The following is a 23,809-nucleotide window of genomic DNA, read 5'->3' as shown; positions in this document are numbered from 1 at the left end:
GGACCGATCCGCCTCGTCCTCATCCCCAGGTGAGGGGGTCGAGGTGCAGGTAGAAGTCCAAACGGTCACGGTCCAGCGCGAGGCCGTACCGGGCCGCGAACAGTGTGTCCGCGGCCAATGCCTGCTCCTCGTCCTCCCAGGCCTCCCGCGCGTTGGCAAGCAGGAGCGACAGATCGGCGTAACGATCGGCGGTCCCGAGACGGCCCAAATCGATGAATCCGGACACCTTCAGCGTTTCCGGGTCCACAACGATGTTGGGCAGGCACAGGTCTCCGTGACAGACGACGGTATCCGCCGCCTCGTAGGCCAGCATCCGCGCGATCTCGGGTTCGAGGCGGGCCAGCAGCTCGTGGGGTGGTGTGTGCTGCTGCTCGACAGAAAGGAATTCCGGGTTCACGGCATCGCGGCCGACGACGTCACGCGCAAGGGGGACCATCATGTCCAGACCGCGGTCGAACGGGCAGTTTTGCGCCGGTAGTGCGTGCAGGCCACGCACTGCGTCGGCAATATGTTCCCAAGCCGCGCGGAGGTCGGTAGCCGAGAGTTGATCCGCGGGAACGCCGGGGACGGCGGTGGTTATCAGCAGTGCCCCCGCCTCGCCGGAGTGCCAGTCGAGTACCTGCGGGCCCGGCACGCGCCGGCCGGCCAGCCACTGCACCCGGTCGTGTTCTGTTTTCAGCGCGGCAGCCTCCGCAGCCGGAACGCATTTGGCGTATCGGGTGGCGTCCTCGTCACGAAAGACCGCGGCCCCCGACTCGCCCGAAGTGACAGGTGACCAGTCTTCGATGCTGTATCCCGCACTCGCCAGTACTTTTCGCGGGTCATGACCATGACTCATTTCGGTCACTATAGCCAGCCCGCGTCCACGCTTGCCGGCCCGAAGCGGCGACCACACACGCCCGGCCCGAGGCCGGTTGACCCCAGAAGCCGTGAGCCGATGGGGAAGCCTCGTTGCGCTGGGCCGGCGTAGTGCAATGGCGTGATCGGCTGTGACCAATTCGCTGGCCGAGTCCGCCGGGGCGTCGGCCGTGAGAACCGTGCCGGTGTCCGCGATCTCTGCCCAGCACCCCCGTGGTCATCGGGGTTCTCGACGCGCGGTATACAGCCATCCCCGGGCGGGAATCCGCACGAGATCGGTCTCGTGTGGCCGCAACGTCGCTTCGACGGCGGCCTTGGCTTTGCGGACAACGGTCGCGTCGGCGCCCGCGACGAACGAACGTAGCTGGGCGTCGAACAGGAATTCGGTCGCATCGCGGCGGTCTCGGCCGAGAACGGAAGGCGTTTCGAAACCGGTCACTGTGAGGGCCGTGAAGCCCGCGGCGGTAAGTACGCCGCGAACCTGATCGGGATCGGCGAAGTCGGTGACCCCGGGGGCGAGATCGACAAAGCGGGGAGTGGGCAAGTGTTCGGCCAGCGCCGCGAAGATCGCAGCAACGGAGTCGCCCGGCTCCCGGTGACAGGTGAACACGAGCCGGCCGCCCGGCTTCATCGGGCGTGGTGCTCGGCCCAGTGGTGTCCGTCGGCTCCGTTCCATACCTGGAACTGCTCGGTGTTGCTGATTTCGGCCATCAGGGGTTCTCCTTGTGCGAGGTGGTCAGTGGGACCGACTGTGTCTCGTGGCCCTGCCGAACCGGTGTCAGATGCCTGTCACCGACCCTGGATAATCGAAATGTGCGCATCGAAGTTCTGGGTCCGCTGCGGGTGGTGGCCGGTGACCGATGCGTCGGTGTAGGCGGTGCGCGGGCGCGAGCGCTACTGATACGGCTGGCGCTGGAGGCGGGCCGTGTGGTGGCCGCACGGACACTGGTGGAATCGGTATGGCCGGAAGATATTCCGGATCATCCGGATGCCGCTCTCCATTCTCTGGTGGCGAGGTTACGGCGGGCGTTGCCCGAATCGACGATGCTGCGTGCGGAGACAGCGGGATACCGGCTGAACGTTCCCGCCGAGGCGGTCGACGCCGTACGTTTCGAGCGGCTGGCCGAGGCAGGGCGCCGGGATCTCGAGGCCGGGCGCTACGGCGCAGCTCAGGAATTGCTCACCGGGGCACTGGGATTGTGGCGGGGCGATCCGCTCGCTGACGTCGTTCATCTGCCGTTCGCGGCCGCGGTGGCCGTGCGACTGGACGAACTGCGGCTGGCTGCCACCGAAGACAGGATCGAGGCGGTGCTGAGCGGATCCTTCCCGCAGCGATCTGCGCTGTCGGTAGAGCTGAATCAGCTGATTGCCGCCAACCCGCTGCGAGAACGGTTGCGCAGCCTTCTCATTCGCGCTCTGGTTGCCAGTGGCAGACAGGCGGAGGCGTTATCCGCGTACGAGGACTACCGAACTGTGCTCGCAACGCAATTGGGTACCGATCCCGGGCCGGAACTGCGCGAGCTACATCTGCGAATGCTACGCGGAGACACGGAGTGGTCGCACGTCCGCGGGAACCTACGCAAGCCGTTGACAAATGTCGTCGGCCGCGAGGCCGATCGGCGTCAGGTCGGCCGGCACTTCCTGGACAATCGGCTGGTGACCTTGGTCGGGCCCGGCGGGGTAGGTAAGACCCGCCTCGCCACCGCGACCGGCGCCAGGCTGGATATTCCGGTATGGCTGGTGGAGCTCGGGCCGGTGGCACGTCCCGATGACGTGCCCCGCGCGGTGCTCGCCGCACTCGGCCTGCGGGACGCGGCGGATGCGATATCTCGCCTGGTCGAAACGCTCGCGAACCGTGAAACGGCCGTCATCCTCGATGGTTGCGAGCATGTGGTCGAGGCGGCGGCACAACTGACAGCAGAGCTACTCGGCCGTTGCCCGCGCCTGCGGGTACTGGCCACCAGCCGCGAACCGCTCGGCATCACCGGCGAGGTGCTGTTTGCGGTGGCGCCGCTCGAAGCGGGTCCCGCGACGCAGCTGTTCACCGAACGGGCGCGAGCCGTGCGACCCGATTTTGTGCCGAACGACGATGTCGATCGGATCTGTCGTCGCTTGGATTGCATGCCACTGGCCATCGAGCTGGCCGCCGTTCGCCTGCGATCGATGTCGATCGAAACGCTCACCGCCGGGCTGGACGACCGATTCCGGCTACTGACCGGCGGCAGCCGCACCGCCCCTCCCCGGCACCGGACATTGCGGGCCGTAGTGGAGTGGAGTTGGGACCTGCTGACCGACACCGAACGCGCCGCGGCGGACCAAGCGGCCGTCTTCCCGGGGAGCTTCTCCGGTGAGGCCGCCGAATATGTCGGTCTCACCGCAGATGCCCTGCATGCCCTGGTCGATAAATCGCTGCTGGAGTACGCCGGCGGCCGGTACCGGATGCTCGACACCATCCGCGAGTTCGGCGTCGAGCAGCTGGCCACGACCGGCCGCATGGCTGCCGCTCACGCCGCCCATGCCGCCTATTTCCTCGAGCTGGCCGAACGGGCAGAACTGCACTTACGCGGCTCCGGACAGCTCTCGTGGCTCACGCGCCTGGATGCGGAACGGGACAACTTCAACGCGGCACTCGCGTGTGCCGCGGACGAAGAAGATTCCGATACAGCCATCCGTTTGGGCGCCGCACTCGGTCAGTTCTGGGCTGTTCACGGTGATCACGCGGAAGCCACCGGAAAACTGCATACAGTCCTTTCGATGTCTGGTCCGGCCCCGGCCGAGGCACGACTGCGTGCGATCGCGGCCTACCTGCTCAACGCGACATTCGCGGGCAGTCTCGGCGCCGCCGCAGCCACCGTGGAGCGCCCCGACCCCACACACGACCCGACCGCTGCGTTCATCTGTGCCCTGCTCGCCTTGGCCACCGGCAACACCGATGACGGATTGGCAGCGCTGGAACCGCACCTGCCACACCCCGATCCGTGGATGCGAGGAATGTTGTGGTTCACACGCTCCCTGTTGCACGGTGCAGCGGGCCGGACCGACAGCAGCCGACTCGATATCACCGCAGCCATCGAGGGTTTCCGCGGCTGCGGTGAGCGTTGGGCGTTGTCGCTGTCGTTGATGTCGCTGGCAGCCGCTTCGACCGCCGGCGGTGACACCGCCGAGGCCCTGATTACGCTGGACGAGGCGGCGCTGCTCTCCCGCGAGCTCGGCACCCACGACGGACAGCAGGCGTGGCTGGCGATGGTCCGTATCGACGCCGGGGATATCGATAACGCGCGCAAGCAGTTGTCGGAGGTTCTCACCGGGGGCACCGCCGGGCACGAGATCACCCTTGCCCGGATCTCCCTCGCCGACCTGGCTCGCCACGACGGCGACCTCGCCAAGGCGAAGCGACACCTCGGGTACGCCGCGGATGCCGCCGATCCACCTGAACGCGCCTTGTACGCCGCCGGTGCGGGATATCTCGCCGCGGCTACCGGGGATTTCATCGCCGCCGCGCGATACCTGCGCGAAGCGCGAGACATCGCCGTCGGCCTGCCCGATATGCCGATGTCGGCCCATGTGGCTGTCGGGATGGCCGACCTGGCCCACCGGCGCGGCGAGCCCGATCGGGCGTCGGAGATTCTCGGCGTGGCCCACGCATTACGGGGCGGCCCCAACTCCGGTCACCCCGACGTCGCGCGGTTGGCGGATGCTCTGAGCGGATTCAGAGACGAGTACGAGCGCGGATGTGGCCTCGATCCCGCGAGCGCTCTCGCCGAGATCCGGGCATATTGATCCCGACTGCTGTCACGACCGCGCGGCCTTCTCCCGTTTCGCCACGTACTCGGCGCGACAGCCGCGGCAACAGAACGCGTACAGTTCACCATCGATCTCGAGGGTGGCGGTGTCCTCGTCCAACGGAACGAGCACTCCGCACATAGGGTCCTTCAACGCCTTCCCTGTCTCCAGGTCGTCCCGATACGGATCACTCAACATCTCGACGAGGTCTGCGGACTTCGCCACCTTTCCGAGCATCCCGATGCTTCCCTCCGAGATGCCGAGAACATGTACCTGCACCGTCGGCCGGCGGTAGGGCAGTTCCGGGTCGTCGAACTCGTCGCAGACGATGCGTGTCGCATAGGAGATCAGTGTCTCGCTCATATCCTTGCGCCACGGTCCCGGAACATGAATTCGCACCAGACAGTGGGGGGGATCCTGCTCGGTGAGGACTTGCTCCCCGGCGACCCAGATCTGCGGCTCGTGCACTACCACCTGATACATCGACGCGAACACGGCCGCGGAACGCGGCGCCATCTCTTCTCCGCCACCGGGTTCGCCGGCCCCCAACTCATGGATCGTGCCCAGGCGCCGGGCTGCGCGCCGCCGTCGTTCCGGATCGAGCGCGCCTTCGGACAAGAACAATTCGACGAACATCATCGTCGATCACCTCCCCGCGCAGCATCTCGAAGCGGCCTGCCGGATCGCTGTCGAATCGCTGTCGCCGGTCGCCGGAACCGGCCCAGGGAAAGGATCCGCCAACGGTCTCGCGCCACGTGCAGAGCGGGACCTACTCACAACCCTGCGTCTCGCGGTCGAGTCGGGCCTGCGACTCCGGGCGACCTCGGCCGGATGTTCCGGAACTGGACGATCTCGTGGTAGCGACCGGTCCTTTCCACTCGATGGTTGCCCTTCCGACCGGCGATCGTGTGGCAGTTCTCCGACCGTTTCATCGACCCCCGTGCCGACGGACGGTGTCCGCGATGCGGGTGGGCGCAGTGCCGAGATGGCATTGCTGCGCAGCGGTCAGTGGGGCATTTCAGCCCACTTTCCTCCGCAGTCACCAGTGTCCGGCCGGCTTCGCCGACCACGGTCGGCAAACCTGTCGCGATGCGCAGATCTTCGAGAGCCCAGCCAGTAGGCTCCTTCCATTTCGGCTCCGGCCCTGCGTATTCGGACGCCTCACCGGCGTTGACTGCAACTGGTGGAGGGTATTCATTCGATGCTTGCGGTATTCGGGGCTGGGGGTCCAGGCTTACCGTCGAGAAATGGCGACCTCACCAATGCTCGGGGACTGGGTGCCGGATGCGTGCACGCTGCCTCCGTGGCGCAGCCGATTCGGACCGCCGAGTTCGAGCGGTTCTTCACCGGCTCCGTCCGCGATATCCGCCGACTGGATCCGGAGCGGTTGGAACTTGTGCTCACCGGTGGCGCCGAACCTTCGGCCCGGGACCTGGCCGCGCGGGAGTCGAGTTGCTGCTCGTTCTTCACCTTCGACTTCACCACCAGTGCCGAGGGCACGGTGATGGGCGTGGGGGTCCCGGCCGCCTATATCGAGGTTCTCGATGCCTCCGCGGCCGGATAGAAGGCCTGTGTGACGGGTGTTCACCAGGTGTTCGTTTGCCAATCTGAATAGATACACGTCAATATCGATGCATGTCTAATCCGCAGTTGCCGGTGATACCGGTCGAGGCCTGCCACCCCGCCCCGCGCGTACGGGAACCCTTGTCGGCGGAAGCCGCGGTGAAGTTGGCGTCGGTGTTCAAGGCCCTGTCGGATCCGGTACGGCTGCGATTGCTCAGCTCGATCGCGTCGCGGTCCGGGATGGAGGCGTGCGTGTGTGATCTGTCCGAGGGCATCGACCTCACTCAGCCGACCATCTCCCATCACCTGAAGGTGCTGCGCTCCGCTGGGCTGCTGACCAGCGAACGCCGCGCATCCTGGGTGTACTACCGCGTCGTCCCGCAGGCGTTGGCGCGGGTCTCCGATGCGTTGCTGCTGGAAAGCGGCGAGGCCGCCGAGGTGACCGCGTGAACGCCACGGACACCACCACGGTCGGCGAGCAGGGTGTGGTGGGCAAGCTGTCCACGCTCGACCGGTTCCTGCCGGTCTGGATCGGCGTGGCCATGGCCGCCGGTCTCCTGCTGGGCCGGCTGATCCCCGGCCTCGGCGACGCGCTGGCCGCAGTGGAGATCGACGGTATCTCGCTGCCGATCGCGATCGGCCTGCTGATCATGATGTACCCGGTGCTGGCCAAGGTCCGCTACGACCGCCTCGACAGCGTGACCGGCGACCGGCGCCTCCTCATCGGGTCACTGGTCCTGAACTGGGTGCTGGGCCCGGCGCTGATGTTCGCGCTGGCGTGGCTGCTGCTGCCGGACCTACCGGAGTACCGGACCGGATTGATCATCGTCGGGCTGGCGCGCTGTATCGCGATGGTGATCATCTGGAACGACCTGGCCTGCGGTGACCGGGAAGCCGCCGCGGTGCTGGTGGCGTTGAACTCGATCTTCCAGGTGATCATGTTCGCGGTCCTGGGCTGGTTCTACCTCTCGGTCTTGCCCGGATGGCTGGGCCTGGAGCAGACCACGATCGAGGCCTCGCCGTGGCAGATCGCGAAATCGGTGCTGATCTTCCTCGGGATCCCGCTGCTCGCGGGATATCTCACCCGCCGATTCGGGGAACGCGCGAAGGGCCGCGACTGGTACGAGACCAAGTTGATTCCGCGGATCGGGCCGTGGGCGCTCTACGGGTTGCTGTTCACCATCGTCGTGCTGTTCGCGCTGCAAGGCGACCGCATCACCTCCCAACCCCTCGACGTGGTCCGGATCGCGGTCCCGCTGCTCGCGTACTTCGCGATCATGTGGGGCGGCGGCTACCTGCTCGGCGCCGCCATGGGCTTGGGGTACGAGCGGACGACGACGCTGGCGTTCACCGCGGCCGGTAACAATTTCGAGCTCGCCATCGCGGTCGCGATCGCCACCTACGGCGCCACCTCGGGCCAAGCCTTGGCCGGGGTGGTGGGCCCGCTGATCGAGGTCCCCGTCCTGGTCGCCTTGGTGTATGTGTCTCTGGCCCTGCGCAACCGGTTCCGCACCTCCGCGGCTGTAACCGAAGCGGGTTCGCGATGACCACGGCCCCGACGGTGCTGTTCGTCTGCGCCCGCAACAGCGGCAAATCGCAGATGGCGGCCGGGCTGATGCACCATGCCGCGGCCGGCCGGGTCGTCGCGCTCTCAGCGGGCACCGACCCGTCTACGAAGCTCAATGCGTTGTCGGTGGCCGCCGGGGCCGAGGTCGGCGTCGACATTGCGGGCGAATCGCCGAAACCGGTGGATCCGCTGCTGCTGCACACCGCAGACCTGGTCGTCGTTCTCGGCCGGGAAGCCGACCTCGATACCCCGCCCGGTGTGCCGGTGCGGCGGTGGGAGACCGAAGAACCGTCACAGCGCGGGATCGAGGGTATGACCCCGCCGGCCTCGATGTCGCCGCGATCCGGCCGATCCGCGCAGAGATCGAAACCCGTGTCCGCGCCCTGCTCGCCGAGCTCGACGTCCCCATCGTGTGAAAGAAGCTGTCCCTGTGACCACACCGAGTGTGTTGTTCGTCTGCGTCCACAATGCCGGGCGCTCCCAGATGGCCGCCGGGTTCCTCACCCACCTCGCCGATGGCGCGATCGAGGTCCGCTCCGCGGGCAGCGCGCCCGCCGAACACCTGAATCCCGCCGCTGTCGAGGCCATGGCCGAGGTCGGGATCGACATCACTGCCCAGGCACCGAAGATCCTCACCTCCGACGCGGTGGAATCGTCCACGGTGGTGATCACCATGGGTTGCGGTGACACCTGCCCGGTATTCCCCGGTATCAGCTACCGCGACTGGGACCTGGAAGATCCCGCCGGCAAAGGCGTGGAGGCGGTGCGCCCGATCCGGGACGAGATCCGCGCCCGCGTCGAGGCGCTCATCGCCGAGTTGCTGCCCGCCCACGCCTGAACCACACTCGCCGGCCACGGTCGAGGGAGAAGGTGATGACCAGCGCCACGCCCGCACCGAGCCTCGATGCATGGGCGGCTACGCGATATAGCGCGGACCTGCTCGGTACCGGTGCGGTGATGGCGGCGCCGGTGACGGGCTGGTGGGCAGCGCATCTGGTCGGCACTGGGCCGGCACGGGCAGGGCTCGCCGCAGCCGTGACGGTCACGTTCCTGGCTGTGGGCACCGGGCTTTTCCGGAGCCGGGCCCCACAGTGGAACCCGCTGCTGATGGTGGCCGATGCCCTACTCGAACGCCGCCGAAGCCTTTCCGGCGCTCAGCTCGCCGGCCACCTCCTCATCCAGGTAGGTGCAGCGACAGCCGTGGCCGGTGGTGTAGTCGCGGGGTACCTCCTGGCCGGGATCCCCCTGCCGGCGGTGCCCGCCCCGGGCGGTGTGCACGCGTTGAGCGAGATGACCGCCGCCGCGGCGGCGGTCATCTCGCTTCTTCGCTGCCGCCCGCACCCCGACCTTGAGAATGTCCGCGGCCGGTGCCAGCGCACTGGCTGCCGCGGTGTTCCTGGTGTCGGGGGCGGGTTTCCTCGGTAACCCTGTCGTGGTCACGGGTGCGGTCGTGCTCGGACTGGATCCGGCGACCGGGTTGGTGCCCGTGGTCTGTCAGCTGGGTGGTTGCCTCGTCGGCTACGGGGTCGCCACCGCCTTGTGGCCGGATATCGGCCGTCGCCTCGACACACTCACTGTCTAGTCCGGGAGCAGGGCGTGGGCCAGGGCGCCGGGGTCGACGTGATGGCCTTGTCCCGGCAGGGTTTTCCGTGTCGCGGTCGGCAGCGCGCCGGTGAGCCGGTCGGCGGCGTCGAGGAGGTAGTCGGCGCTGGTGGTGCCGGTGATCACTGTGGTCGGGGCGGTGATCGCGGTGTAGCGGCTCACGTCGGGATCCAGATCGGCCAGCACCCGCAACGTCGCCGCCAGAGTCGGGGCCTGGGCGACCTTGTGCCACCACAATGGATCGCTGCGCAGCGCGGCCAGCTCGGCCGGGGAGAGTCCGCCGGATTCTGCGGAGGCGTCCAGGATCAGGCGTTCGTAGTCCCCGCCCGTGATCGCCGCGTCCACCGCCGCGAAATCCGGGATCGGGTAGGTGACCGGCAACGGTGGCTCGTAGACCGCCAGACGCGGCACCCGATCCGGTGCGCGCAGTGCGGTTTCCAGGGCCAGGACCGCGCCGAAGGAGTAGCCGAACAGCACTTCGATCGGTCCGAGTGCGTCGATCACCGCGGTGATGTCGGCGACCTCGTGCCCAATACCCGGCGGTGACTGCGGAACACCAGAGGTACCGTGACCACGGCAATTCACTGCGACCACCGTGTAGTGCTCGGCGAGGTGGCCGGCCAGCGCCAGCATGCTCACCGCGCTGCCCAAGCCACCGTGCACCGCCAGCAGCATCGGCCCGACACCGCGGGTCAGATAGGTGATCGGAGTGCCATCTGCGGATATCGCGCGGCCGCCGCGGACCAGCGTCTGCGGGGCGGTACTCAGCGGTGCGGGGGTCACCGCGCGTGCTCCCGCTGCTGTGCCGTCGCCGGCCGGAGCCGCCGCACCAGATAGGCCGCGTCCCGGCCGACCCCGCGCAGCGAGTTCGACGACGGGGTGCGCTGCCACTCCAACCCGAGGAAACCCAGCCCAGGATGGGTGAGCGACATGCCTTGGCGCTGCCGCGCCACCCCGGTATCGGCCAGCGCCCCGGTTCCGGCGAGATAGGGCAGGTGCGGGCGGTAGCCGGTGGCGAAGACGACCGCATCTACCGGGGTCCGAGTGCTGTCCGGCCACACCACCCCCTCGGAGGTGAAGGCGGTGAACATTTCTCGCCGTTCCGGTTTCCCGGCGGCGAGGGCCGCGCGGTAGCGGCCTTCGTCGAGCACCGGCTGGGTCGGCGCCTGTTTCACGATCCGGCCCAGCGGGGCGGCGTCGAATCCGGTGAGGGTGAACCAGAAATGCACATCCCGGCCCAGGGGACGTTGCGGCACGAATTTCACCGGCGCCCTACTGGCCAGCACCACCTGCGCGTGGCCGGCGAGTTCGGCGGCGATCTGCACTGCGGAGTTCCCCGCGCCCACCACGACCACCTGCTGGTCGGCGAACTCAGCCGGGTGACGGTATTCGCTGGCGTGCAGGACCCGGCCGCCGAACTCGTCCCGGCCAGGCACGGCGGGCAGGAACGGGGACCCGAACGACCCGGTCGCCGCGATCACCCGCGGTGCGGTGAACACCGCACCTGTACCGGTGGTGACCGCGAATCCCTCACCGCCGGTGGACGTGACGGATTCGACGGGAGTGCTGGTGTGGATCTCCGCGTCCAGGGCCGCGGCGTAGGAGCGCAGATAGTCGATCACTTCGTCGCGGTGCGGGTACCGGTCCGGATTACCGGGGAATCGGCGCCCGGGTAGGGCGCTGTAGCGGGCCGGGGAGAACAGGGTCAGGCTGTCGTAGTACCGCGGCCACGATCCGGTCGCCTCCCCAGTGGCTTCGAGGATCGCGGTGTTCAGGCGGCGAGCGGTGAGGTGGTGAGTGGCGGCCAGGCCGGATTGGCCGCCGCCGATGACCACCGCGTCATAGTCGTATTCGCTTGTCACAACATCTCTTTCTTCGAAACACGGATTCCGGTGAGAGGCGCGATCACCGCGGCGAGGGCGGCGACGGCGCCGAGGATGAGGTAGGTGTGGGCGTAGCTGCCGGTCCACGCCGAGAGCACGGTGCCCGCCCACGGGGCCAGCGCGGACACGATCACCACGGGAGCGGACAGCAGGCCGTTGAGCCGGCCGTAGTGGGTGGTGCCCCAGCGGTCGGTGATCGCGGTGGCCTGGATCAGCGTGAAGATCCCGCGCACCAGCCCGGCACCGATCGCGACCGCGATCAACACGATCGCCGCCGACACCACCCCGAGCAGCGCGGTCGAGGCGGCGAGCGCGGCCAGCACCACCACGGTGCGGGCGGTGGCCCCGGTGTATCGGGCCAGCGGCAGATATCCGATGCGGCCCAACACCTGCCCGGCACCGCCGAGCCCGAGCGCGGTCGCGGCGAGCCCGGGGCTGAAGCCTCGTTCCTGGAGGAGAGCGACGAGGTTGAAGATGCCGGCGAAGCTCGCGAACGCCGCCAGGCACATGGTCACCACCAGCGCAGCGAAGCGTGGGCTGCGCGCAATCTGCGAGTGGTCGGCATGCGCAGCCACGGTCGGGGCCGGTGGCTCCGGCCACAGCGCCCGTAACCCGAACCAATGCGCCGGGATCGTCAGCACCGCCAGGACCGCAGCGAGGACGAGATAGGCGCCGCGCCACTCGATACTGGTGTCCAGAGCGGAAGTGAGCGGCGCGAACACCGTGGATGCCAAGCCACCGGCGAGGGTGAGGATCATCAGCGCGGTCACACTCTGCGGCCCCCACCAGCGGGTCAACGCCGCGAACGCCGGCGGATACAACACCGCTCCCATCGCCACACCCGCCGCCAGCCAGCCGAGGTAGAACACGGCCAGATTCGGCGCGGACGCGATCGCGACCAGCGCGGCCACGGCGAGGATCGATCCGGCCGTCATCACTTTCCGCGGGCCGGCCCGGTCGATGATCGCGCCGACCGGGATCCCGGTGAGCGCGGTCGCGAGCTGGCCGAGCGAGAACGCGGCGGTGATCACCGGCGCCGACCACCCCGTATTCCGGGTGATCGACACCGACAACACCGGAAACGCGTAATACAGAATCCCCCAGCTCGATATCTGGGTCAGGCACAGCACCGCCAGCACCCGGCGGCGCCCCGCCCGCGACAACCCACCTACCGCTGCCGCGGGCGCGGTCTCCACATCGGTCACGCCGAGACTCTGGCGTCTACTGAGCGGCGGCCGGCGCGCAGCACGCCACCGTCGACTCCGTCTCCGGTGTGGAATCGCTGCTGCCGGTTCCGCAGCATGCCTGCACCGCCTCAGCGTCGTCCTTGTCGGCGAACCGGGGCTCGGTGCCGAAATGCTCGGTATCGGCCAGCACGGTGTAGACCTCCCACCGCTCGGAGTTCGGGCCGGTCACCCACACCTTGTCCTGGGTGGCAAAGCAACACGTGGTCGCGATCTGCTCCTCGGTGAACAGGCCCGCCTCCGACAGACGCGCGATCTCGGCGTGCACCTTCTCCGAAGACTCCACCTCCACCCCGAGGTGATTCACGCTGCCGCCCTGACCGGGGTTCTCGAGCAGGACCAGCTTCAGCGGCGGCTCGGTGACCGCAAAGTTCGCATAACCGGGCTTGCGCTTCGCCGGCTGAACTCCGAACAGGGTCGAGTAGAACTCGACGGCCTGCTCCAGATCGTCGACGTTGAGTGCGAGCTGAACACGTGACATCATGACCACCACCTGTGTGACATATATCGAAGGATTGACAGCGCCTAGTTTGCCACCTTTTCGACATAAGTCAACATAGTAGGTAGGATGGATTTCATGCCCAAAGCACTGCCCGTGATCGACATGACCACACCCCTGTGCTGCCCACCCGTAGCCGCGGGCCCGGTCGATGATGAGGCCGCCCTGCATGTCGCCCTCCGGCTGAAGGCCCTGGCGGATCCGGTCCGGGTCAAGCTGATGTCGCTACTGCTGGCCAGCCCCGAGGATGGACGCAACGGCGGGGAGCTCGCTGACGCGGTCGGGCTGTCGGAATCGACGGTCAGTCACCATCTCGGTCAACTTCGCAAAGCCGGGCTCGTGAACTCCGAACGCCAGGGTATGAATGTGATCCACCGCGTTCACCGCGACGCGCTCTCCGCGCTCTGCGTGGTCCTCGACCCCAACTGCTGCCGATAGCCGGCACCAACCCAGCAGCCTTAAGGGTGTACGTGGGCGAGGTAGTCTGCCCAGCCGGCCTGAGCGCAGTGGGCCCATTTCTGGGCGGTGCCGGGGTCGATCCCGAACAGGTCGCTCATGACCATGGGTGGGAGTTCTCCGGCAGCGGTGATCATGGCGGTGTTGCGGGCCGGCCGGATCGGAAGCCCGTGCTCGGTGAGCACGTCTCGCAAGGAGTGGGGGTGGCGCGGGCGGCTCGGTGGCCGGCCGGGAAACAGGTAGGCGGGCCCGGGTCCTGCGGGCCTGATCATCGTGTGGATGGCGTCGGAGGCGATGAGCCGGTCGAGTCGATGAACGCCTCACCTTCCTCGGCCGTCCACTGCCACGGATACAACCCGGAAAACCGCACCAGCCGCTCGATGAGCTGGATCCGCGGCCCGATCGTCGACACCCGGAGAAACCGCGCCGACTGCTGGCGCCGCCACCCCTCCAACATGGCCGCGAACACCGCCGGCGCCGGATCGAGATGCACAACGTTGTCCACCAACATCAGATGCGCCGAACCAGGAGCAATCGAAGTCACCCCACTGTTGTATCCAGCGCAACAACGATGCATCAGAGGTCAGCCCCAGGTCACCCCCACCGCCTCAGCTGTCCCCCAACCCGATTGGACGGCCGCCACCAGCGCAAACCGTGGTTTCACCAACCTGCCGAATATTGCATTGAATGCAATTCCGCCTCTTTGGGCCCACATCCGGTGACCGAGGATTCGATCGAGAGCTACAGTTCCGGTCTCCTACCCAGGCCACCCGGGCGCTATTGCGGCGCAGTAGCGGCCGACCCGATCCACGCTCTTCTTTCGACGAAACGGGGGCGTTTCCGCACTCCCGCGAGTGGGTCACCGCACCGGTCCACCCACGGCCGAGGCGGGCTCACGGAAAAGTGAGGCTGGACACACAGCTCACTCTATGCCAAACTGCGATCTGACGATCAGTCAGATTGAGTCAGAGAGGCATAGAACTCATATGTCAGACCTCCCGAAAATCATCAGCGTCGACGACCACATCGTCGAGCCCGCTCATTTATGGCAGACCTGGCTGCCGAAAAAATATCGCGAGCACGGTCCCCGCGTCGAGCGTCGTGGAATCGGCGAAATCCGGCACACCGGAGGCGGGCGATACGAGCAGACATTCGACCCGGACGGGCCGATGGCAGACTGCTGGGTGTTCGAAGATCTCGTATATGTTCATAAACGCCACGTAGCGGGTGTCGGGTTCAGCCGCGAGGAAATGACCATGACCCCGATGACATACGACGAGATGCGCCCCGGATGCTACGACCCGGCCGAACGCACTAAAGACATGCTCGCGAACCACGTCGACGGATCGCTCTCGTTCCCGACCTTTCCCCGGTTCTGTGGACAGACATTCACCGAGAACTCGGACAGGGAGTTGGGGCTGGAATGCATCAAGGCCTACAACAACTACATGGTCGAGGAATGGTGTGGCGACAGCAACGGGGTGCTGATTCCGCTGATCATTGTGCCGTTGTGGGATGCCGAATTGGCTGCCGCCGAAGTCCGGCGTAACGCCGAACGCGGCGTCCGTGCTGTGTGCTTCAGTGAAATTCCGGCACATCTGGGCTTGCCGAGTATCCACAGTGGGTTCTGGGATCCGTTCTTCCAGGCCTGCGAAGAGACGTCCACCGTGATCAACATGCATATCGGGTCCTCGTCGAGAATGCCTGCGACCTCGGCGGATGCACCGGACGGCGTTGCTGCCACGCTCTCCTTCAACAACTCCATGACATCGCTGGCAGACTGGCTGTTCTCCGGAAAGCTCGTCCAATTCCCCCAGCTCAAACTTGCCTATTCCGAGGGGCAGATCGGCTGGCTGCCGTACCTCCTCGAGCGCGCAGATACCGTCTGGGAAGAGCACCGAGCATGGGTGGGACGCGACGGAATCACTCCGGAACCGCCCTCGGAGTATTTTCGGCGCAACGTATTCGGCTGCTTCTTCAAGGACTACCACGGAATCGCCTCGCGCGATGTTATCGGAATCGATAACATCACCTTCGAGACCGACTACCCGCATACCGATTCCACGTGGCCGGAGTCGAAGACTGTTGCCGAGAAGCATCTCCTCGGATTGAGTGACGAAGAGAAATACAAAATACTTCGAGGCAATGCCATCCGAATGTTGAGCCTGGACAGGGTCTGAACGGGATCGCGGACTCCCCTACCCCGAACCACTTCCCGGGGCGACGGCACCGGCAGCCGTAACGATATTGCCATCCAGTTCGGAATCGAATGGGACCGATCAGATATCAGGACGGTCGCATTTGAAAGGTCGAGATGAACGACAAAATCTACATCCACGAGTACATCGACATAATCGGCCACAACCGTGACAAGTACATGTACCATATGACTGCCAATTTCAGCCCCATCGGACAGGAAGAACGCAACCAGAGTTGCTACGGAGTCTGGGGCGTGGTGGGAAGTACCGGATACTGGCCGCAAGTGGTGAATATCTGGGAAGAAGACGGACTTTCCGGCCTCGCCGAATCCTTTCGGCACGAGCTTCAACACGAAACCCTGCAAGATCCGAAGCTCGCAAAATGGTGGGCCACCGCAGCAAATTTTCGTTCGGGAGGTCGCGATCGTCTTCTGCTTCCTGCGCCCTGGAGCCCCACTTCCGCGGATCTCTGCGGTGCCGGAGTGACCGGCGATGTCTACGCCCAGGACGAGGTGCACGTCGCTCCCGGACAAGCATCCGAATACCTGCGCAAAGTACGTGAGATCGCCGTACCGCTCTGCGAGCGCTTCGGTTGGCGGCTCGCCGGAGCCTGGGAGACATTGATGACCAACGACAGTGAGGCCTTCGTGCTCTGGGCAATACCGTCGTGGGCTCAATGGGCCGAGCTGGAGAAAGCTCTACGCACAGATCCCGCCCTCTCGGCATGGCGCATGCAAAACAACGAGCTGACCACTGCCTTCAATCGATATCTCCTCGTCGATGCCCCGCTCTCTCCGTTCCGGACCGGCCGGCAGCCGCGCCGAGAGGATCGCACCGAACCATGGGTGGAGTGATTCGGGCACCACGAGGTTCGGCAGGAAGGAAAGACCGGTCATGACGATTGCGCACCCGGACTCGACGGCGGCAGAGCTGGAGGTCCGCGACCTCCTCGGCCGCTGCGCCCTCTGTGCCGATGAGGGCCACGCCGAGGAGTACCGGAACTTCTACAGTGAGGATGCGGTCTGGGAGACCGGCGATACGCGGCAAGCCGGCATCGCCGAGTTGGTCGCTGCCGCGGTCGAGCGGCGCAGGACAGGCGTCAGCGGACCGGGCTCACACACACGCCACGTGATCACCACGCTCGCCGTGACCATCGACGGCCCGAAGGCGCAGGCGGTCAGTTATCTGCAGTTCTACCGCAACACTCACGCCACTCCGGTACTGGCACTGATCATGCGGTACTCCGACGAGCTCTGCCGTGGCGACGACGGCTGGAAGATCACCCACCGCCGCATCACCCCCGGCTGAGTACCGGACCGCAATCCAGAATCTCCACGGCTATTGATTGGAGTGTTACGCCTAGCGCGACCGAACCTTCGTCCACATATCGGTCGTGGACCGTCCGGTGACACCGAGTTCCGTAGAACACGGAGTACCAATTCACTTCGAAGGCCAACAAAATGACCACAAACAGCTCGATCGCTTCCGAGACCCGAGAACAGGTCCGGACCACCGATCTCTCCGATAGTCCGCTTCCGAAAATCGTCGCTGATGGTGTCGAACGTTCTTTTGGGTCGGGTAAGGGCAGCGTCCACGCCCTCGGCCCGATGGATATCAGTATCGACGAGGGTGAGTTCGTTTGCATCGTCGGCCCCTCCGGCTGTGGTAAATCCACTTTCCTGAGGATTGTGGCCGGCCTGCTACCACCTTCCATGGGAAAGGTCAGTGTCGCAGCGAAATCGGCCCACCCGGCGTCGATGATATTCCAGGATTACGGAATCTACCCGTGGAAGACGGTCGAGGCCAATGTGCGTTTCGGTCTCGACGTCCAGGGAGTGCGTAAGTCGGAGGGACGTAGACGTGCGCGTTCATGGCTGGAGAAGATGCGAATAGCCGAGTTCGCCGATGTTTATCCAGCTCAGCTCTCCGGCGGAATGCGCCAGCGGGTTTCGATCGCCCGAGCCCTGGCATCGGAACCTGAAATCCTTTTGATGGACGAGCCCTTCGCCGCACTGGATGCCCAACTTCGTACGATCTTGCAGGAAGAGCTGCTCGAACTGTGTCAAGCCGAGCGCCGCACGGTTCTCTTTGTCACACACAGCCTCGAGGAGGCGATCATCCTCGGTGACAGAGTGGTGGTGATGAGCGCCCGACCGGGGCGGATCCTGGCGGAGCGGCGTTCTCCGTTCCCTCGTCCCCGGTCCGCCGCCGTCCGGGATGCTCCGGAGTTCGCGGCATTCAAGGCGGAGCTGTGGGAGTTGCTCCGCGATGAGGTAGAAGCGGGGCAGGGTTCCGCCGGCAGGAGAAGTTGAGATGTCAGAGATTTCCAAAAGCTCTACCGATCGCGTATTGGTGCGCCTACCGGGCCGGGCGGAAATAAACTCGGCCGGCGCCATTCGACGCCGCAGAGGAATCGATGCCGCACTGGCTATCGGCTTCCCGGTACTACTGCTCGCGCTATGGCAATTGTCCAGCACCATGGGCTTGATAGACAGTCGTCTCTATCCGGCACCCACGGATATCATCCGAGACGCCTGGGGCCTCATCGTGGATGGGACACTCTGGCCTGATATTCAGGTAACGACCATGCGGGTCTTCTACGGATTCGTCATCGGCGCATTCGCCGGCATTGTTGTCGGTCTGGTCATGGGTTCCATCCGGTGGATTCGAAAGATGCTCGAATCGACACTCGATGCGTTGTATGTGGTACCGAAACTCGCTCTTCTCCCCATTCTGTTGAATATATTCGGGCTGGGCGAGGGGCCGAAGATAGCTCTGGTTGCCACGACCGTATTCTTCTTTGTCTGGATCTCCACCATGTCGGCTGTTATTTCGGTTCCCGAGGGCTACCGAGAGGCAGCGCAGTGCTTCGGCGCCAACCGGTGGGACATGTTTCGGCATGTTCTCATGCCCGCTTCGCTACCACAAATATTCGTCGCCATGCGGGTAGGCGCCGGGATAGCCTTCCTGGTGATCGTCGCCGCTGAATTCATTGTGGGAACGGACGGGCTCGGATACCTTATATTCAACTCTCGCGCACTGTTCCTCAATGGCCACATGTTCGTCGGCATCGTTGTCGTCGCCATCGGCGGTGTGATCTTCACCGAGATCGTCCGATTCATCGGCCGGCGGTTGACGAAATGGGCACCGCACGACGGCGCTGCCACGAATGCCTGACGGCCGGCCTTGTCCCCCCTTACAAGAATGCTGAGGACAGCATGAGAAGAACACGTACGTCATTGGGGCTCATCTTCGCCACAGTGCTCACTCTGGCCGTATCCGCCTGCGGGAGTGGTGACTCGGATGCCTCTCGATCTGCGGGACCGGTAACTCCCAGGGCCCCGGCCGGTCTTCCCGTAGCCGGCTGTGCGGGCGGCTGGACCGACCCCGCCGACCGCACACCGGACAGGTCACCCGCGCGATGTGAGGCGAATTCTCCCCAACCGCAACCGTTACCGGGCAAGACCAAGCTGCTGGTGACTTCCTCGACACTACAGAGTGAGTTCATGGCCAATGTTCGTCTCGCGATAGCGAACGGCGAGTTCGAAAAAGAGAACCTCGAAGTCGAACTCAAACAGGTCCCTGCGGCGGACAGTATCAATCTCTTGGCCTCGGGAAAGTCCGATATCTCTGTCGGGGCACCCGATTCGGCGTTCTTCAACGGGCTGACAGCCGGAATCGACCTGCGCTGGGTCCTGGGAAATTACTTCTCCGCCGACGACTCCAAGGCAGGATTATGGATCCGGGACGTGGACGGGCGTCCGGGGGCGATATCCGACCTGAAAGGCAAGAATATCGGCGCGATCGTGGGCTCGGGCAGCGTGGCGATGTATCCGATCACGCAGGGGTTCGCCGAAGCGGGTGTGGATATCGACGACGTGAAATTCCAGTCGCTGCCCGCCGCCGACCTGGTCACATCGCTGGAGAACGGCGCGATACCCGCAGCATGGCTGAGTGACCCCTACTGGACCCGGATCAGCGGCCGCAGTGGTTACACATTTGCGATCGGACAGCCGCCCGCCGAGCCGTTCGGCGGGATCATCTTCGGGCCGAACATGCTCGAGGAGAAGGGCGATGCGGGCGTCGCCTTCGTCAGGGCTCTCGTCCGGACGGTCAACACGTACCTGGCCGGCGACTACAAGGCCGATCCGAAGATGGCCGAGAGTGTGGCCGAGGCGATCGAACTTCCGCTGGACATCATCAGGCAAACCCCGTCGATGGTATTCGACTGGGAGATCCGCGAAGGAACTTCCGACCGCCTGCAACAGAGTTTCCAGGAGACCGGTGTATTCAAGGCGAGTCAGATTCTGCCGGAGTCCGAGGTCGTGGATCGTTCGTATTACGAAGAGGCAGTGGGAAAGCCCGCCGGTCAGTAGGCCGGCCGCCTTTCTTCCAGAGTAGTGGCACCAAGGAGTGTTAAATGGTGAGTACCGGGCCGGAAACGGAGCCCACACATTCGGTGCTGGATTCGAATACCGATTCTTCGGATCCATTGAATCTCAGGACTTTTTATCGGCCGCGGTCCATCGCGGTGGTAGGTGCCCATGACACGCGCGCGGGTCTGGCCAGCGTCACCAGCCGCGCATTGGCCCATGCCAACCGAATCGACGCCGCCTTCTATCCGGTGAATCCGACCAAGGACAAAGTCTTCGACATCCCCTCGGTGGCAGACCTCGCCGCCCTATCGGGGCCGATCGACGTCGTTCTGGTTCTGGTGCGAGATGCCGAGGCCGTGGTGAATTCCGCGAGAGACGCCGGGCTCGACGTGAGCTTCTTTCTGGTGTTCGCGAACGGCTATTCGGAACTCGGCACAGATGAGGGTATCGAACGGGAGAGGTCTCTGGTCAGGGCGGTGCACAGCGCGGGCGCCCGGCTGATCGGACCCAATACGAATGCGAACGCATGGGACCCGCTCGACGAGCTACCGGGGCGGCGGATAGGAGTGATTTCTCAGAGCGGCGCTCAGGGGCGGCCGCTGACTCATGCCCAAGAGCTCGGCGTCGCATTGAGTTACTGGGCGCCGACAGGAAATGAAGCAGACCTGGCTGCGGCGGACTTTGTCGAGTTCCTGGCACAGGATCCCGAGACCGCCGTCATCTCTGCGTATATCGAAGGGTTCACCTCGGGCCGGCGCTTACGAGACGCCGCGGTGGCCGCGATCGAGAACGACACACCAATCGTTCTGGTGAAGGTCGGGCGCAGTGAGGTCGGCCGGGCGATGGCCCAGTCCCACACCGGGCATCTGGTCGGCACCGACGAAGTGTGGGACGCCTTCTTCGAGCAGTTCGGTATCGTGCGCGTCGATGATTTCGACGAACTCATCGAGATCGGTGCGGCGCTGGCCCGCTGTCCGCTCCCCATCGCGGACGGGGTCGTAGTATGCAGCGTATCCGGCGGCTCGGCAGCTCATGTCGGTGATCTCGCCACGGTGGGCGGTTTGCCTCTTCCATCGCTCAGTTCCGCGACGCAAACCCTGCTACGCGAGGTGGTTCCTGCGGAATTGAACATCTCGAACCCGGTGGACAATGGCGGCGTGGCCGTGCTGGCCGGCCACGGGACCCGCATCTTGGAATTATGTCTGCGCGACGATTCCATCGGTGTGATGCTCTGCCCCGTCCCGGCCCCGGGCGGTGGACTCACCGAAGCAGTCGGGGCCGGCCTCGTCGAGTTCGCGCGAACCGCGAAGAAACCGATCCTGCCGATCTGGAATGGGGCATCCGCCGATCATCCGGTGTATCGGGAGCTCTGGGCCGCTGGTCTGCCGGTATTCCGGAATGTTCGTAATGCTGTCGGCGCGGCGCGGGCGTTGCTCGGGCACCCGGCACGAAACCAGGAGCTTCGCGAGGTCGTCCGGCTCGCGCGTGCATTGCCCGGTCCCCCCCAACCGGCCCGGTCGACCACCCTGTTGGATGAGAGCCGGTCGACTCGCTGGTTGGAAGATCGAGGTTTCGAGTTCGCCGCTCATCGAACGGCCGACACGGTCGCGGATGCCTGCGCAGCCGCGGACGAGATCGGCTATCCCGTCGTGGTGAAAGGCCGTGGCCATTCCCACAAGAGCGAGCACGGATTCGTTCGAACAGGACTCGACGGCCCGGAAGCCGTGCGTTCGGCCGCCGAAGATATGCGATCACGTGGTGCCGAGGGTTTCCTGATCGCACAGCAGGTGTCGGAGGGGATCGAGCTGCTGGCCGGTATCAGCGTCGATCCTGTACTCGGCCCCGTTGTCCTCATCGGCGCAGGCGGAGTCAACACCGAATTATATCGTGATGTTGCCCGCGCCGTTCTGCCTCTCACCCGTTCACGGGCGGAGAAGATGGTGGCAGGCCTGCGGATCTCTCCACTGCTCGACGGCTGGCGAGGCGCACAGCCTGCCGACAGGACCGCTGTGGTGGACGCCCTACTACGCCTCGCCGAGCTCGCGGCGACCGGCGAGGTAGCGGAACTGGATATCAATCCCTTGCTCGCGCGCGCCGATGGGGTCATCGGGCTGGACGCGCTGGTGCGGCTGACGACTCCGGGGGTCGACGTTACCGAGGGGCAGGCGCTGTGAATCCGGCCCTTCAGTGCGCAATCGCCGGAGTCGGGCATACGGTGTACACCCGAGGAACAGACAGGTCGACGCTCGAACTGCACTTGGAGGCGTGCCGGCGCGCGCTGGACGATGCCGGACTGACCGTAGCCGACGTCGACGGGGTAATTCCCAGTTCGCTGGCCGAGGGCACGGTCGAGGACTTCATCGTCAACCTCGGCTTGCGGGACCTGGCGTTCAGCACCTCGATCCAGCTCGGCGGCGCAAGCCTGATCGCCTCGGTGCAGAACGCCTGCATGGCGATCTCGACCGGTGTGGCCTCGTGCGTCCTGATTCCGGCAGGTCGACGTGGATATTCCGGTGAACGGGTGTCGACCGGCAAGGCCGTCACAGCGGCGTCGATGGCGACTGTCCGCGAGTTCGAGTTCCCGCTCGGAAACATCGGCGCTGCACAATGGTTTGCGCAGGCGGCCCAGCGTCATATGCACGAGTTCGGCACAACCAGTGAACAGCTCGGCCACGTGGCGGTGAACAGCCGCGCCAACGCCAATTTGAACGAACATGCGGTCATGTACGGCAAGCCTATGACGCTGGCCGATCACCAGAACTCGAGGATGATCACCTCACCGTTCCGCTTGTTCGACTGTTCATTGGAATCCGACGGGGCGGGAGCGCTCGTGATCGTCAGCGCCGAGCGCGGCCGGGATCTTCGAAAGCCGCCTGTTCTGATATCGGGAGTGGGAGTATCCCATAGCGATTCGCCGACATCGATCACGCAGAAGCCGCATATCGCCGGTGTGCCCGCGATAGGGGTGGCTGCGGGCCGCGCACTGAGGATGGCGGGTATTCACATAACGGATGCAGACTGTCTGATAATTCACGAGGGATTCACCTGGTATGTAATCGCCGCACTGGAGGCGCTCGGGGTGGTCGGCACGGGCGAAGGCGGACCCTATGTAGAGGAAGGCCACATCCGCCTGGACGGAGCCACCCCCGTCAACCCCCATGGAGGTGCCCTCTCGGAAGCACACGTATCGGGTATGAACCACATCATCGAGGGTGTGCGCCAACTCAGAGACGAGGTGGAGCCGGCCCGGCAGATCACCGGATGCGAGAACATCCTGGTGGTGAACGAGGGCAACTTCTTCGACGGTGCCGTCCTGTCCTTGCGGCGTGCGTCATGATCCCGCGTCCGGCGCCGGAGCCCACAGCTCTGACCCGCGGCTTCTGGGAGGCTGCGGGCCGTCACGAATTGGTGGTACAGAAATGTAGCGCCTGTGGCGTGTACCGCCACTACCCTCGGGTGCTGTGCCCGGACTGCCACAGTCCCGAGTGGCAATGGACCCCGGTCAGCGGTCGCGGCACGATCTTCACCCTCACCGTCACGCACCGGGCCTTCCATCCCGCCTGGGCGGATCGGGTGCCGTATGTCTGTGCCACCATCGAACTCGATGAGGGAGTTCGTATGGTCAGCGATCTGCCCGCCGAGGACACCACCCGTGCAGAAATAGGCATGCGGGTAGAGGTGTTCTTCGACGAGCAGCCCGACGACGGCGCCACGCTGCCGAGGTTCCGTCTATGTCAGAATCCACCCGCCTACGTCGTGCAAGAGTAGTGCGGCCGATCG

General features: G+C 65.3%; 27 protein-coding genes and 1 pseudogene. 18 read left to right on the top strand and 10 right to left on the bottom strand.

The window, feature by feature from the left end; genetic code table 11:
- Window positions 1–19: 19 nt before the first annotated feature.
- Both NS6_RS11720 and NS6_RS11715 read right to left on the bottom strand, forming a co-directional pair.
- Window positions 20–838, bottom strand: coding sequence for an APH(3'') family aminoglycoside O-phosphotransferase (locus NS6_RS11720; RefSeq protein ID WP_068040460.1), 819 nt, complete (start codon window positions 836–838; stop codon window positions 20–22).
- 237 nt (window positions 839–1,075) lie between these two features.
- Complete coding sequence (locus NS6_RS11715) at window positions 1,076–1,534, bottom strand: hypothetical protein (RefSeq protein WP_157112703.1); 459 nt, start codon at window positions 1,532–1,534, stop codon at window positions 1,076–1,078.
- A 137-nt stretch (window positions 1,535–1,671) separates the two neighbouring features.
- Between NS6_RS11715 and NS6_RS11710 the strand changes: the two genes are divergently transcribed.
- Window positions 1,672–4,638 carry an ATP-binding protein gene (locus NS6_RS11710; RefSeq protein WP_068040456.1) on the top strand — a complete coding sequence of 989 codons (2,967 nt, stop codon included), beginning with the start codon at window positions 1,672–1,674 and terminating at the stop codon, window positions 4,636–4,638.
- 12 nt (window positions 4,639–4,650) lie between these two features.
- On the opposite strand, the gene NS6_RS11705 is transcribed toward NS6_RS11710, so the two are convergent.
- On the bottom strand, window positions 4,651–5,280 hold the full coding sequence (locus NS6_RS11705; protein WP_068040454.1) for a YHS domain protein: 630 nt from the start codon (window positions 5,278–5,280) through the stop codon (window positions 4,651–4,653).
- A 664-nt stretch (window positions 5,281–5,944) separates the two neighbouring features.
- On the opposite strand from NS6_RS11705, the gene NS6_RS11700 reads away from it, so the two are divergent.
- From NS6_RS11700 to NS6_RS11680, 6 genes and pseudogenes are all read left to right on the top strand, one after another.
- Window positions 5,945–6,205: a hypothetical protein gene (locus NS6_RS11700; protein ID WP_245669259.1), complete on the top strand. Its 261-nt coding sequence runs from the start codon at window positions 5,945–5,947 to the stop codon at window positions 6,203–6,205.
- 71 nt (window positions 6,206–6,276) lie between these two features.
- A complete protein-coding gene (locus tag NS6_RS11695; protein ID WP_068040452.1) occupies window positions 6,277–6,654 on the top strand; it encodes an ArsR/SmtB family transcription factor in 378 nt (125 codons plus the stop codon).
- Window positions 6,651–7,751, top strand: a complete 1,101-nt coding sequence (arsB, locus tag NS6_RS11690) for an ACR3 family arsenite efflux transporter (RefSeq protein WP_068040450.1) — start codon at window positions 6,651–6,653, stop codon at window positions 7,749–7,751. The genes NS6_RS11695 and arsB overlap by 4 nt, the downstream gene beginning before the upstream one ends.
- Window positions 7,748–7,948, top strand: a pseudogene (locus NS6_RS36325) (arsenate-mycothiol transferase ArsC); the annotation flags it as partial. The gene arsB and the pseudogene NS6_RS36325, both read left to right, overlap by 4 nt.
- Before the next feature lie 95 nt (window positions 7,949–8,043).
- The gene (locus NS6_RS36320; protein ID WP_307647376.1) at window positions 8,044–8,187 is read left to right on the top strand and encodes a hypothetical protein; all 144 of its coding nucleotides are present in this window, start codon (window positions 8,044–8,046) and stop codon (window positions 8,185–8,187) included.
- Window positions 8,188–8,255: 68 nt separating this feature from the next.
- Window positions 8,256–8,609 (top strand): arsenate reductase ArsC, encoded by a 354-nt coding sequence (locus tag NS6_RS11680; protein WP_068040655.1) that lies wholly within the window; start codon window positions 8,256–8,258, stop codon window positions 8,607–8,609.
- Between the two features lie 284 nt (window positions 8,610–8,893).
- Here NS6_RS11680 and NS6_RS35185 read toward each other — a convergent pair whose 3' ends face one another.
- Window positions 8,894–9,112 carry a hypothetical protein gene (locus tag NS6_RS35185; RefSeq protein ID WP_068040449.1) on the bottom strand — a complete coding sequence of 73 codons (219 nt, stop codon included), beginning with the start codon at window positions 9,110–9,112 and terminating at the stop codon, window positions 8,894–8,896.
- Between the two features lie 13 nt (window positions 9,113–9,125).
- Here NS6_RS35185 and NS6_RS11670 point away from each other — a divergent pair, with 13 nt between their 5' ends.
- The gene (locus tag NS6_RS11670) at window positions 9,126–9,353 is read left to right on the top strand and encodes a hypothetical protein (RefSeq protein WP_068040447.1); all 228 of its coding nucleotides are present in this window, start codon (window positions 9,126–9,128) and stop codon (window positions 9,351–9,353) included.
- Here the strand turns inward: NS6_RS11670 and NS6_RS11665 are convergent.
- The 4 genes from NS6_RS11665 to NS6_RS11650 are packed head-to-tail and all read right to left on the bottom strand — an operon-like array spanning window position 9,350 to window position 12,981.
- Window positions 9,350–10,156, bottom strand: a complete 807-nt coding sequence (locus NS6_RS11665) for an alpha/beta fold hydrolase (protein ID WP_245669257.1) — start codon at window positions 10,154–10,156, stop codon at window positions 9,350–9,352. The two genes, NS6_RS11670 and NS6_RS11665, sit on opposite strands and share 4 nt — an antisense overlap.
- On the bottom strand, window positions 10,153–11,235 hold the full coding sequence (locus NS6_RS11660) for a flavin-containing monooxygenase (RefSeq protein WP_068040445.1): 1,083 nt from the start codon (window positions 11,233–11,235) through the stop codon (window positions 10,153–10,155). Before NS6_RS11660 ends, NS6_RS11665 begins: the two co-directional genes overlap by 4 nt.
- Complete coding sequence (locus NS6_RS11655) at window positions 11,232–12,461, bottom strand: MFS transporter (protein WP_084470953.1); 1,230 nt, start codon at window positions 12,459–12,461, stop codon at window positions 11,232–11,234. Before NS6_RS11655 ends, NS6_RS11660 begins: the two co-directional genes overlap by 4 nt.
- Before the next feature lie 16 nt (window positions 12,462–12,477).
- Window positions 12,478–12,981 carry an ArsI/CadI family heavy metal resistance metalloenzyme gene (locus NS6_RS11650; RefSeq protein WP_084470972.1) on the bottom strand — a complete coding sequence of 168 codons (504 nt, stop codon included), beginning with the start codon at window positions 12,979–12,981 and terminating at the stop codon, window positions 12,478–12,480.
- A 96-nt stretch (window positions 12,982–13,077) separates the two neighbouring features.
- Between NS6_RS11650 and NS6_RS11645 the strand changes: the two genes are divergently transcribed.
- A complete protein-coding gene (locus NS6_RS11645) occupies window positions 13,078–13,437 on the top strand; it encodes an Rv2640c family ArsR-like transcriptional regulator (protein WP_068040443.1) in 360 nt (119 codons plus the stop codon).
- A 20-nt stretch (window positions 13,438–13,457) separates the two neighbouring features.
- Here the strand turns inward: NS6_RS11645 and NS6_RS11640 are convergent, their stop codons facing one another.
- Together NS6_RS11640 and NS6_RS11635 are read right to left on the bottom strand one after the other, a co-directional pair.
- On the bottom strand, window positions 13,458–13,727 hold the full coding sequence (locus NS6_RS11640; protein WP_157112700.1) for a hypothetical protein: 270 nt from the start codon (window positions 13,725–13,727) through the stop codon (window positions 13,458–13,460).
- Complete coding sequence (locus NS6_RS11635) at window positions 13,724–13,999, bottom strand: hypothetical protein (protein ID WP_245669256.1); 276 nt, start codon at window positions 13,997–13,999, stop codon at window positions 13,724–13,726. Before NS6_RS11635 ends, NS6_RS11640 begins: the two co-directional genes overlap by 4 nt.
- A 385-nt stretch (window positions 14,000–14,384) precedes the next feature.
- Here NS6_RS11635 and NS6_RS11630 point away from each other — a divergent pair, with 385 nt between their 5' ends.
- The 9 genes from NS6_RS11630 to NS6_RS11590 all read left to right on the top strand — a co-directional run bounded on the left by NS6_RS11630 (window position 14,385) and on the right by NS6_RS11590 (window position 23,797).
- On the top strand, window positions 14,385–15,635 hold the full coding sequence (locus tag NS6_RS11630) for an amidohydrolase family protein (protein ID WP_245669255.1): 1,251 nt from the start codon (window positions 14,385–14,387) through the stop codon (window positions 15,633–15,635).
- Between the two features lie 134 nt (window positions 15,636–15,769).
- The gene (locus tag NS6_RS11625; protein ID WP_068040436.1) at window positions 15,770–16,507 is read left to right on the top strand and encodes an NIPSNAP family protein; all 738 of its coding nucleotides are present in this window, start codon (window positions 15,770–15,772) and stop codon (window positions 16,505–16,507) included.
- Window positions 16,508–16,547: 40 nt separating this feature from the next.
- Window positions 16,548–16,961, top strand: coding sequence for a nuclear transport factor 2 family protein (locus tag NS6_RS11620; RefSeq protein WP_068040434.1), 414 nt, complete (start codon window positions 16,548–16,550; stop codon window positions 16,959–16,961).
- Between the two features lie 152 nt (window positions 16,962–17,113).
- Complete coding sequence (locus NS6_RS11615) at window positions 17,114–17,965, top strand: ABC transporter ATP-binding protein (protein WP_084470951.1); 852 nt, start codon at window positions 17,114–17,116, stop codon at window positions 17,963–17,965.
- Window position 17,966: 1 nt separating this feature from the next.
- Window positions 17,967–18,830, top strand: coding sequence for an ABC transporter permease (locus tag NS6_RS11610; RefSeq protein ID WP_068040432.1), 864 nt, complete (start codon window positions 17,967–17,969; stop codon window positions 18,828–18,830).
- Window positions 18,831–19,159: 329 nt separating this feature from the next.
- Window positions 19,160–20,029, top strand: a complete 870-nt coding sequence (locus NS6_RS11605; RefSeq protein WP_168443409.1) for an ABC transporter substrate-binding protein — start codon at window positions 19,160–19,162, stop codon at window positions 20,027–20,029.
- Window positions 20,030–20,073: 44 nt separating this feature from the next.
- Window positions 20,074–22,203, top strand: a complete 2,130-nt coding sequence (locus tag NS6_RS11600) for an acetate--CoA ligase family protein (protein WP_084470949.1) — start codon at window positions 20,074–20,076, stop codon at window positions 22,201–22,203.
- Window positions 22,200–23,366 carry a thiolase C-terminal domain-containing protein gene (locus tag NS6_RS11595; RefSeq protein ID WP_068040428.1) on the top strand — a complete coding sequence of 389 codons (1,167 nt, stop codon included), beginning with the start codon at window positions 22,200–22,202 and terminating at the stop codon, window positions 23,364–23,366. Before NS6_RS11600 ends, NS6_RS11595 begins: the two co-directional genes overlap by 4 nt.
- Window positions 23,363–23,797, top strand: coding sequence for a Zn-ribbon domain-containing OB-fold protein (locus NS6_RS11590; RefSeq protein WP_068040426.1), 435 nt, complete (start codon window positions 23,363–23,365; stop codon window positions 23,795–23,797). The genes NS6_RS11595 and NS6_RS11590 overlap by 4 nt, the downstream gene beginning before the upstream one ends.
- Window positions 23,798–23,809 lie beyond the last annotated feature (12 nt).

It is taken from the genome of Nocardia speluncae NBRC 108251, from assembly GCF_001613245.1.
GTDB classification, from domain to species: domain Bacteria; phylum Actinomycetota; class Actinomycetes; order Mycobacteriales; family Mycobacteriaceae; genus Nocardia; species Nocardia speluncae.
The sequence above is the reverse complement of the archived record's forward strand: the minus strand, read 5'-3'. Positions and strand labels throughout refer to the sequence as shown.

Bases quoted from the DNA above. Each gene is read 5' to 3' on its own strand.
- NS6_RS11720 (WP_068040460.1), bottom strand. From the start codon at position 838: ATGAGTCATGGTCATGACCCGCGAAAAGTACTGGCGAGTGCGGGATAC.
- NS6_RS11715 (WP_157112703.1), bottom strand. From the start codon at position 1,534: ATGGAACGGAGCCGACGGACACCACTGGGCCGAGCACCACGCCCGATG.
- NS6_RS11705 (WP_068040454.1), bottom strand. From the start codon at position 5,280: ATGATGTTCGTCGAATTGTTCTTGTCCGAAGGCGCGCTCGATCCGGAA.
- NS6_RS11695 (WP_068040452.1), top strand. From the start codon at position 6,277: ATGTCTAATCCGCAGTTGCCGGTGATACCGGTCGAGGCCTGCCACCCC.
- NS6_RS11680 (WP_068040655.1), top strand. From the start codon at position 8,256: ATGGCCGCCGGGTTCCTCACCCACCTCGCCGATGGCGCGATCGAGGTC.
- NS6_RS11670 (WP_068040447.1), top strand. From the start codon at position 9,126: ATGTCCGCGGCCGGTGCCAGCGCACTGGCTGCCGCGGTGTTCCTGGTG.
- NS6_RS11650 (WP_084470972.1), bottom strand. From the start codon at position 12,981: ATGTCACGTGTTCAGCTCGCACTCAACGTCGACGATCTGGAGCAGGCC.
- NS6_RS11645 (WP_068040443.1), top strand. From the start codon at position 13,078: ATGCCCAAAGCACTGCCCGTGATCGACATGACCACACCCCTGTGCTGC.
- NS6_RS11640 (WP_157112700.1), bottom strand. From the start codon at position 13,727: ATGATCAGGCCCGCAGGACCCGGGCCCGCCTACCTGTTTCCCGGCCGG.
- NS6_RS11630 (WP_245669255.1), top strand. From the start codon at position 14,385: ATGCCAAACTGCGATCTGACGATCAGTCAGATTGAGTCAGAGAGGCAT.
- NS6_RS11625 (WP_068040436.1), top strand. From the start codon at position 15,770: ATGAACGACAAAATCTACATCCACGAGTACATCGACATAATCGGCCAC.
- NS6_RS11620 (WP_068040434.1), top strand. From the start codon at position 16,548: ATGACGATTGCGCACCCGGACTCGACGGCGGCAGAGCTGGAGGTCCGC.
- NS6_RS11615 (WP_084470951.1), top strand. From the start codon at position 17,114: ATGACCACAAACAGCTCGATCGCTTCCGAGACCCGAGAACAGGTCCGG.
- NS6_RS11610 (WP_068040432.1), top strand. From the start codon at position 17,967: ATGTCAGAGATTTCCAAAAGCTCTACCGATCGCGTATTGGTGCGCCTA.
- NS6_RS11605 (WP_168443409.1), top strand. From the start codon at position 19,160: ATGGCCAATGTTCGTCTCGCGATAGCGAACGGCGAGTTCGAAAAAGAG.
- NS6_RS11600 (WP_084470949.1), top strand. From the start codon at position 20,074: ATGGTGAGTACCGGGCCGGAAACGGAGCCCACACATTCGGTGCTGGAT.
- NS6_RS11590 (WP_068040426.1), top strand. From the start codon at position 23,363: ATGATCCCGCGTCCGGCGCCGGAGCCCACAGCTCTGACCCGCGGCTTC.